Annotated in this window: 9 protein-coding genes; 4 read left to right on the top strand and 5 right to left on the bottom strand. The window is 60.2% G+C overall.

Translation table 11 applies throughout. The features are described 5' to 3' along the window. Nucleotides 1–743 (top strand): transporter associated domain-containing protein (locus PFH44_RS21900; RefSeq protein ID WP_283826129.1); only part of this gene is annotated, 743 nt, incomplete at its 5' end. 38 nt (nt 744–781) lie between these two features. Here PFH44_RS21900 and PFH44_RS21905 read toward each other — a convergent pair. The 4 genes from PFH44_RS21905 to pabB form a co-directional block, all read right to left on the bottom strand. Beyond that, entirely contained in the window at nt 782–2359 is a 1578-nt protein-coding gene (locus PFH44_RS21905) for an EAL domain-containing protein (RefSeq protein ID WP_283826130.1), read from the bottom strand. A 124-nt stretch (nt 2360–2483) separates the two neighbouring features. Then, complete coding sequence (gene sdaA, locus PFH44_RS21910) at nt 2484–3848, bottom strand: L-serine ammonia-lyase (RefSeq protein ID WP_283826135.1); 1365 nt, start codon at nt 3846–3848, stop codon at nt 2484–2486. 276 nt (nt 3849–4124) lie between these two features. Beyond that, entirely contained in the window at nt 4125–4703 is a 579-nt protein-coding gene (locus PFH44_RS21915) for a CoA pyrophosphatase (protein ID WP_045859150.1), read from the bottom strand. Nucleotides 4704–4706: 3 nt separating this feature from the next. Beyond that, entirely contained in the window at nt 4707–6062 is a 1356-nt protein-coding gene (pabB, locus tag PFH44_RS21920) for an aminodeoxychorismate synthase component 1 (protein WP_283826131.1), read from the bottom strand. Between the two features lie 87 nt (nt 6063–6149). Here pabB and PFH44_RS21925 point away from each other — a divergent pair, with 87 nt between their 5' ends. Next, on the top strand, nt 6150–6356 hold the full coding sequence (locus PFH44_RS21925; RefSeq protein ID WP_283826132.1) for a YoaH family protein: 207 nt from the start codon (nt 6150–6152) through the stop codon (nt 6354–6356). Here PFH44_RS21925 and PFH44_RS21930 read toward each other — a convergent pair whose 3' ends face one another. After that, nucleotides 6357–6701, bottom strand: coding sequence for a RidA family protein (locus tag PFH44_RS21930; protein ID WP_045859143.1), 345 nt, complete (start codon nt 6699–6701; stop codon nt 6357–6359). It abuts the gene before it with no gap. 194 nt (nt 6702–6895) lie between these two features. Here PFH44_RS21930 and PFH44_RS21935 point away from each other — a divergent pair, with 194 nt between their 5' ends. Both PFH44_RS21935 and tsaB read left to right on the top strand, forming a co-directional pair. Continuing rightward, a complete protein-coding gene (locus PFH44_RS21935; RefSeq protein WP_283826133.1) occupies nt 6896–8806 on the top strand; it encodes an ATP-dependent DNA helicase in 1911 nt (636 codons plus the stop codon). Nucleotides 8807–8873: 67 nt separating this feature from the next. Next, nucleotides 8874–9167, top strand: a 294-nt coding sequence (tsaB, locus tag PFH44_RS21940) for a tRNA (adenosine(37)-N6)-threonylcarbamoyltransferase complex dimerization subunit type 1 TsaB (RefSeq protein WP_283826134.1), incomplete at its 3' end; no start/stop codon positions are given.

Here is a 9167-nt window from a genome sequence, read left to right on the forward strand (position 1 = left end):
CGATACCGGTGCCGGAAGGCGAGTTCGCCGAAGAAGAGCGCTACATGATTAACGGCGTGCTGACGCTTGCCCAGCGCTCGCTGCGCGGCATCATGACGCCGCGCGGTGAAATCAGCTGGGTTGACGCTGAGCAGAGCGAAGATGAGATTCGCCGCCAGCTGCTCTCTTCCCCGCACAGCCTGTTCCCGGTGTGCCGGGGCGAGCTGGATGAGATCATCGGCATCGTTCGTGCCAAAGAGATGCTGGTGGCCCTGGAGGCCGGTGAGAACGTGGCGGCGCTCGCTTCGGCGTCGCCGGCGATTGTGGTTCCGGAAACCCTGGACCCGATCAATCTGCTGGGCGTTCTGCGCAGGGCCCGCGGCAGCTTCGTCATTGTCACCAACGAGTTCGGCGTGGTGCAGGGGCTGGTGACACCGCTGGACGTGCTGGAGGCGATTGCCGGCGAGTTCCCGGACGCCGATGAGACGCCGGAGATTGTTGCCGATGGCGACGGCTGGCTGATCAAGGGCTCGACCGATCTCCACGCGCTGCAGCAGACGCTGGGGCTGGATGATATCGTCAACGAAGAAGAGGATATTGCGACGGTTGCCGGGCTGGTTATCGCCGTCAACGGCCATATCCCGCGCACCGGCGACGTCGTCGAGCTGGCGCCGCTGCAGTTCACTATCGTTGAGGCTAACAGCTATCGTGTCGATCTGGTCCGCGTCGTCAAAACGCGCCACGATCACGACGAAGAAGAGTAATCCCGCCGTCCTGCCGGCCTCCGCAAGGGGTCGGCAGGCTATTCGCTATCCTTTTCCCCCACCGTCGCCAGGTTGTGCATCGCCAGCCATTGCGGGAATTCGTTTATCGGCATCGGCCGGGCGTAGCGAAACCCCTGCAGGATATCGACGCCGTGGTCACGCAAATACTCCGCCTGCTCCTGCGTTTCAACGCCTTCCGCGATAGTGACAATTTCCAGGCGATGCGCGAGGGCAATAATCATATCCGTTACCGTCGAATTTACGCTGTCGATGCCGATGGCGCTGGTGAAGGACTTATCAATTTTTAAGATATCGGGACGCAGTTTTTTCAGCCATGACAGCGAGCTGTTGCCGGTACCGAAATCATCGATTGCCAGCTGCACGCCTTTGTAATGCAGGTGTTCGGCCATATGACGATCGCCATCCTGCAGTACGTCGCGCTCCGTCAGCTCCACCACCAGCTGCTGGATGGGATGGGCGCTAAACCAGTAGTGATGCAGATCGCGCAGCAGCTCGCCGTTAGCAAAGTGGCGGGCGGCGACGTTGATCGAAATATGGAAGCTTTTCTCCTGGGGGAAGAGGTTGAGCTGGCGCGCGGTCTCCGCGATGACGTAGCGGGTGAGGGGAACGATAAGATTGTAGCCCTCGGCAATGGGAATAAAAACGTCGGGGGAGATTTTCCCGCGACGCGGATTGTTCCAGCGCAGCAGGATCTCGACTCCGCAGCATCTTTGGCTGCGCGCATCCTCCAGCGGCTGGCACCAAAGCTCGAACTCGCGAGAAGCGATCCCGAGGCTGATCTCACGGGAGAAGCTGAGCCTGCCGGCGGTGATGAGCCAGGCAATGCCGGTCATCAACAGCGTAAGGATCAGCGCCAGCGGCAGCTCGGCGGGCAGGTCGTTGAGGGCGATGGCCGAGGCGCCCGGGCCGCTGACGTTGATGGTAAAGGGAAACTGCGAAGAGCTCTGGCGATAGATAATGCGCTCGCCGGGAATGGCGTCGCGGTCCACCAGGCCGAGGCCGTAAATAAAGCTTTTATCTCCCACCTGCAGCCCAATACCGGTAATCAGCGGTGATTTCGCGTTGAGAATTAACTCCCCCAGCAGCTCAATGTTAATCATCAGCATGACGCCGTCGGCGCCGCTGAGAGATACCGGATACCAGCGAATTAATACCGGTGAGCCGACCAGCAGCGACCCGTCGGTGGAGAAGGCCAGAAGAGGGCGGTTGCTCGGCAGCATGGGCTGCCGCTGATGAAGGTTAATATTACGTTCGCCATAAATGCTGGAGCAGTAAAGAATATCGGATTTCACCAGCGCGATGGTGCGTACCGTCTGCAGCGAGGCCGCCAGCTTGCGTAAAGGCAGGTGAATATCCCGACACGGCTGGCCGACGAAACTGAGCATCGAGGCGTGCTGGCTCTCAAGCGGGAGAAGAATTTTATCCATGGCCAGCACCATCTGGTCGGTGACGGTCTGGATCCGCTGCTGATTTAGGCTACGCTGCGAAATAAATCGGATAACCAGCGTGGTTGTTAGCGTTAATAACGCAACAATCAAACAGACGGCAATACGTTTGCGGCGGTATGTCGTGATGACCTTATGTGCAGTCTGCATGCGCGACACCCTGTCGACTCTGAGTAACCTTCAGAATATCAATCGTCAGAGAGTAAGTGTAGTGGATGTAAATGAATAGCAGAAGAAAAATGCGCCGGTTAGGGCGCATTTCGTTTGAGATGATTTAGTCACACTGTACTTTGATGGCCAGACCGCCGCGGGAGGTCTCGCGATATTTGGCGTTCATGTCCTTGCCGGTTTCGTACATCGTCTCGATAACTTTATCGAGGGAGACGCGCGGTTCGCTGGTGCGGCGCATCGCCATACGCGCGGCGTTAATCGCTTTAACCGATGCGATAGCGTTGCGTTCGATGCACGGCACCTGGACCTGGCCGGCGACGGGATCGCAGGTAAGGCCAAGATTGTGCTCCATGCCGATCTCTGCCGCCACGCACACCTGCTCCGGGCTGGCGCCAAGCAGCTCCGCAAGACCGGCGGCGGCCATCGAGCACGCCACGCCAACCTCGCCCTGACAGCCCACTTCCGCGCCTGAAATAGAAGCGTTCATCTTGTACAGCGCGCCCACGGCGCCGGAAGCCATAAAGTAGCGAATGTAGATATCAGGGCTGACCGATTCAATAAAGTGGTCGTAGTAGGCCAGCACCGCGGGCACAATCCCGCAGGCGCCGTTGGTCGGGGCCGTAACCACGCGGCCGCCGGCGGCGTTCTCTTCGTTGACGGCGAGGGCAAACATATTCACCCAGTCAATGACGTTCATCGGGTCGCTGGAGAGCTTATCGCTGGCGACCAGCAGGCGGCGCAGCGCAGAGGCGCGACGCGGTACGCGCAGCGGCCCTGGCAGTACCCCTTCGGTATTCATGCCGCGATCGATACAGGCGCGCATGGTCTGCCAGACGTTGGCAAAATAGTCTTCGATCTCTTTTTTGTCGTGCAGCGCCAGTTCGTTCTGCATCACCATGCCGGAGAGCGACAGTCCGCTCTCTTTGCAGTAGCCCAGCATCTCCTGCGCCGATTTAAACGGGTAAGGTACGCTGAGCTCGCCCGCATTTTCTTTGCCGAAATGCTCTTCGTCGACGATAAAACCGCCGCCGATGGAGTAGTAAGTTTTGCTGTAGATTTCTTTGTCACCGGCCCAGGCATGAATCGTCATCCCGTTCTCGTGCAGCGGCAGGTTGTCGCTGCGAAAACGCATGCCGTCATCCTGCGGGAAATCGACTTCCTGCTGCCCTTGCGCCAGCAGCAGGCGTCCGCGCGCTTCTACGTCGCGAATAAATGCCGGAATCGCGTCAATGTCGACCGTATCGGGCTGATTGCCCGCCAGGCCCATGATAATGGCGATGTCCGTGTGGTGGCCTTTGCCGGTTAATGACAGCGAGCCGTAGACGTCTACCGCCACGCGCGTCACGTCATTAAGTAGTCCCTTTTCGACCAGGTCATCGACGAACTGTTTACCGGCCTTCATCGGCCCTACAGTATGGGAAGATGAGGGACCAATCCCCACCTTGAACATGTCGAATATACTAATCACCATAACACTCCAGTACAGGGTTGCCGCGGCTGCGGCAACGATGTGATAACTGCGCATAGTGTAAGAGGGAACCGTAGCATCAGCTTAACTATTCACATGAATTAAACTAATGGATAACCATCAATTTACTAATGTTGAGAGCGCCGTCATATTTAAGTATATACCCTAAATAACGGGCCCGACGGGGGAGCCGCAAGAGGGGGCGCAAAGGGCGGTGCGGGGGAGTTCGGCGAGCGAACGCGCCGCAAGGAGGGCTGCGCAAAGTCGATTAAGGCGTCAGGGCTTGACGCCGATTTGCAGGGCCAGCTCGCGGATAATCCCCGCGGTCATTCCCCAGACAAAATAATGCTGATACCAGGAAAGCCAGACCCGATGCGAGTTCCCGCGGCGATGGACATCCAGAGGATGATAGCGGCCCAGGCGCAGCGCTTCGGCCAGCGGCATTTCAAAGACCGCCGCCACCTCATCCTGGCTGGCGTGATAGCGCAGGTTTGGCGGGATGATCCCCACCACCGGGGTGACCTGAAAGCCGGTCACGCTATCCACCGGCGGCAGAACGCCGATGATTTCCACCTGTTCAGGGGGAATAGCCACCTCTTCCTGCGCCTCGCGGAGCGCGGCGGCAATCAGCGACGCGTCGCTGTTATCGACCGCACCGCCCGGGAAGGCCACCTGGCCGGCGTGCTTACGCATCCGCGGCGAGCGCTGGGTAAGCAGCAGCCCCGGCTGCGGGCGACGGACAATCGGTACCAGCACCGCGGCCTGGCGCTGATTGAGGGCGCCTTGCGAAGGCTGCGGGCGCAGTAATTGAAAGCGCGAAAGAAAGTCGTCCAGCTCAAAGGCGCTATCCGCCATATCTTAACTCTCCAGTTGGTGCAGAATGCGGTTAACTTTATCAAAGGTTTCCTGGTATTCAGCGTCTTCTTCGCTATCTGCGACAATCCCGCCGCCCGCAGAGCAGTATAGCTGCCCCTGCCACGCCGTCAGCGTGCGGATCGTAATGCTGGTGTCCATATTCCCGCACAGGCTGAGATAGCCGATGCTGCCGCACCACGCGTTGCGCCGCTGCGGCTCCAGGCTATCGATAATTTGCATCGCGCGCACCTTGGGGGCGCCGGTAATGGAGCCGCCGGGAAACGCCGCGCGCAGCAGGTCGCTGGCGTGAAGATGGGCCGGTAGCCTGGCGGTAATGGTGCTGACCAGATGGTGGACCGCCGGGAACGGCTCAACGACGAAGAGCTCGGGTACGCGAACGCTGCCGGGCTCGGCAACCCGGCCAATATCGTTGCGCATCAAATCGACGATCATCAAATTTTCAGCGCGATCCTTCGGCGAGTTAGCCAGCCTTTCTGCCTGGCGGGCGTCCTGCTGCGGATCGGCCAGCCGCGGTAGGGTGCCTTTAATCGGCCGGGTCTGGATTTCACCCTGATGGAGCCGGATAAAACGCTCCGGAGAGAGGCTCAGCACCGCGCCGTCATCGAGGCGAATAAAGGCGCTGAACGGGGCTCTGTTAGCGCGGTTCAGCTGACAAAATGCCTGCCACTCGTCGCCCTGATAGCGGGCCTGGAAGCGCTGGGCCAGGTTGACCTGATAGCAGTCACCGCTCTGCAGCCACGCCTGTACCTGGCGAAATTTCTCGCCGTACTGCTCGCGGCTCATGTTAGAGCGCCAGGCCGAGGTCAGGCTAAAAGGGGCCGCCGCTGGGGCAGCTTGTGCCGTCAGCCAGCGCAGGCGCGCGTGGGGATCGTCGTAGCTCAGCAGAGAGACTTCACGCCGCTGGTGATCGACGATCAGCGCCCAGTCGTAGATGCCGACCGCCATATCCGGCAGGGCAATATCGGCGTCGGCGTGAGACGGCAGCTTCTCGAAGCGGCGCCCCAGATCGTAGCCGAACAGCCCCAGCGCGCCGCCAAGGAACGGCAGGTGCGGATGGGCCTGTGGCGCGAGTCCACACTGCGCCAGCTGCTGCGCCACTATTGTTAGCGGATCGTCAGCCGAAGTCGTCAACGTTTGGCCGTCGTTCACCGTGGTGATACCGCCGCGGGTGGTCAGCGTTGCGCGCGGCTCGGCGACGATAATATCAAAACGGTTGTGCGGATGATCGGCAAAGCCTGAGTGCAGCAGCATCGCCCAGGGCGCTGCGCTTATCGGCGCAAAGTAGCGCTCGGCGGCATCCGGATGCCAGGGCAGGGTAATAATAGCGGGGGACAACATCTTCCTCGATCCTGATCGTTACCGCCCGCTGGCTAATAAGGGGACGGCGTGAAATAATTACGCCCCACAATGTAGCAGGAGTCAGTTATGTTTGCAGGTTTACCTTCGCTGAGCCACGAGCAGCAGCAAAAAGCAGTAGAGCGAATTCAGGAGCTGATGTCGCAGGGGATGAGCAGCGGTGAGGCGATTAGCCTGGTGGCCAACGAACTGCGCGCCACGCATACCGGGGACCGGATCGTAGCGCGCTTTGAAGATGATGAAGATGACGAACACGACGAACACGACGACGAGTAATTACATCGCGGCAATAATTTTAATTTCGACCTTGTATTCTGCTTTCATCAGCGCGGCCTGCACGGTGCAGCGAACCGGCGCGTGACCGGCAACAACCCAGGCGTCCCAGGCTCTGTTCATCGCGGCAAAATCACTTTTGTCCGCGAGGAAAATGGTGGCGTCGAGAATACGCGACTTGTTGCTGCCCTGTTTCTCAAGCACCGCGTCAATCTGCGCCAGGGTGTTGGCGGTTTGCTCTTCGGCGCCCGCGTCGAGATTTGCCGGCACGCCGGTGTAGTACAGCGTCTGGTTGTGGATCACCACATCAGACCAGCGGGCTTCCGCATCGATACGCGTAATAGTCATTTCAGTTTCCTCTCAATCCAATGAATTTCAGGCGGCGTAGCCGGCACAACCGGCGCGGGAACCGCCCGAAAGACGACGGGTATCTCCGTTTGACGGGGGCAAGACTGCCATAATGTTCCGCTCGCGTCACTACCCGGGCTGGTGAAAAGAGCTCCTCCCTGACATAATCACTGTCCAAATAACCAGGGGGCATTGTGATCGACGATTTTGCAGCAGACGGCCAGTTGGCCAACGCGATTCCGGGATTCAAACCGCGCGAGCCGCAGCGCCTGATGGCGGTGGCGGTGACGCAGGCTATTGAGGAAACGCGGCCTCTGGTGGTTGAAGCGGGGACCGGAACCGGTAAAACCTACGCCTACCTGGCGCCCGCGCTGCGGGCTAACAAAAAGGTGATTATCTCCACCGGCTCGAAGGCGCTGCAGGATCAGCTCTACAGCCGCGATCTGCCTACAGTCGCTACGGCGCTAAAGTTTACCGGTAAGCTGGCGCTGCTGAAGGGGCGGTCGAACTACCTGTGCCTGGAGCGTCTCGAGCAGCAGGCGCTGGCCGGGGGCGATCTGCCGGTGCAGGTTCTGAGCGATGTCATCCTGCTGCGATCGTGGTCTAACCAAACGATTGACGGCGACGTCAGCACCTGCGTCAGCGTGGCGGAGGACTCGCAGGCCTGGCCGCTGGTCACCAGCACCAACGACAACTGCCTTGGCAGCGATTGCCCGCTGTACAAAGAGTGCTTCGTGGTTAAAGCGCGTAAAAAGGCGATGGATGCCGACGTGGTGGTGGTCAACCATCACCTGTTCCTCGCCGATATGGTGGTTAAAGAGAGCGGCTTCGCCGAGCTCATCCCCGAGGCTGAAGTGATGATCTTCGATGAAGCGCATCAGCTGCCGGATATCGCCAGCCAGTATTTTGGCCAGTCGCTCTCCAGCCGCCAGCTGCAGGACCTGGCGAAAGATATCACCATCGCCTACCGCACCGAACTGAAAGATACCCAGCAGCTGCAAAAATGCGCCGATCGCCTGGCCCAGAGCGCGCAGGATTTTCGCCTGCAGCTCGGGGACCCCGGCTATCGCGGCAACCTGCGCGACCTGTTGGCCGATAGCCATATCCAGCGCGCGCTGCTGCTGCTCGATGACGCGCTGGAGCTCTGTTACGACGTGGCAAAGCTCTCTCTTGGTCGCTCCGCGCTGCTGGATGCCGCCTTTGAGCGGGCAACGGTCTATCGCGCGCGGCTCAAGCGGCTGAAAGAGACTAACCAGCCGGGCTTCAGCTACTGGTATGAGTGCACCTCGCGCCACTTTACGCTGGCCTTGACCCCGCTGACCGTCGCCGAAAAGTTTAAAGAAGTGATGGCGCAAAAGCCCGGCAGCTGGATTTTCACCTCGGCAACGCTGTCGGTAAATGACGATCTGCACCACTTTACCTCTCGCCTCGGGATTGAAGAGGCCGAGTCGCTGCTGCTGCCCAGTCCGTTTGATTATGCTCACCAGACGCTGCTCTGCGTGCCGCGCAATCTGCCGCTGCCGAATCAGCCCGGCGCGGCGCGTCACCTGGCGGCGATGCTCAAGCCGCTGATTGAGGCTAACGACGGGCGCTGCTTTATGCTGTGCACCTCCCACGCCATGATGCGCGATCTGGCGGAGCAGTTCCGCGCCACCATGACGCTGCCGGTTCTCCTGCAGGGGGAAACCAGCAAAGGCCAGCTGCTGCAGCAGTTCGTCAGCGCCGGTAACGCGCTGCTGGTGGCGACCAGCAGCTTCTGGGAAGGGGTCGACGTGCGCGGCGATGCCCTCTCGCTGGTGATTATCGATAAGCTTCCCTTTACCTCTCCCGACGATCCGCTGCTGAAAGCGCGAATGGAGGACTGCCGGCTGCGCGGCGGCGACCCGTTCGACGAGGTTCAGCTGCCGGATGCGGTGATCACCCTCAAGCAGGGCGTGGGGCGCCTGATCCGCGATATTGACGACCGCGGCGTGCTGGTCATTTGCGATAACCGTCTGGTGATGCGCCCCTACGGCGCGGTATTCCTCGCCAGCCTGCCCCCGGCGCCGCGAACCCGCGATATCCGCCGGGCGGTGCGCTTTCTCGCCGTGCCGCCGGGGCGGTGATCCGGCGTAAAATGTGATAAACTGCGCGCCATTTTGTCAATCTGCTACAGCGAGAGCGCGACAACCCATGCGAATTTTAGCTATCGATACCGCCACGGAGGCCTGCTCCGCGGCGCTGTGGAATGATGGCACCCTTTGTGCTCATTTTGAAATCTGCCCCCGCGAACATACGCAACGTATTCTGCCTCTGGTGCAGGATGTCCTTAACGAAAGCAACGTCCTGCTGACCGACCTGGATGCGCTGGCGTTCGGCCGCGGGCCGGGTAGCTTTACCGGCGTACGCATCGGCATCGGCATTGCGCAGGGCCTGGCGCTTGGCGCCGAACTGCCGATGATCGGCGTTTCTACGCTGGCCACCATC

The sequence above is a fragment of the Klebsiella sp. Ech2A genome (genome assembly GCF_030078455.1).
Taxonomy (GTDB): domain Bacteria; phylum Pseudomonadota; class Gammaproteobacteria; order Enterobacterales; family Enterobacteriaceae; genus Klebsiella; species Klebsiella terrigena.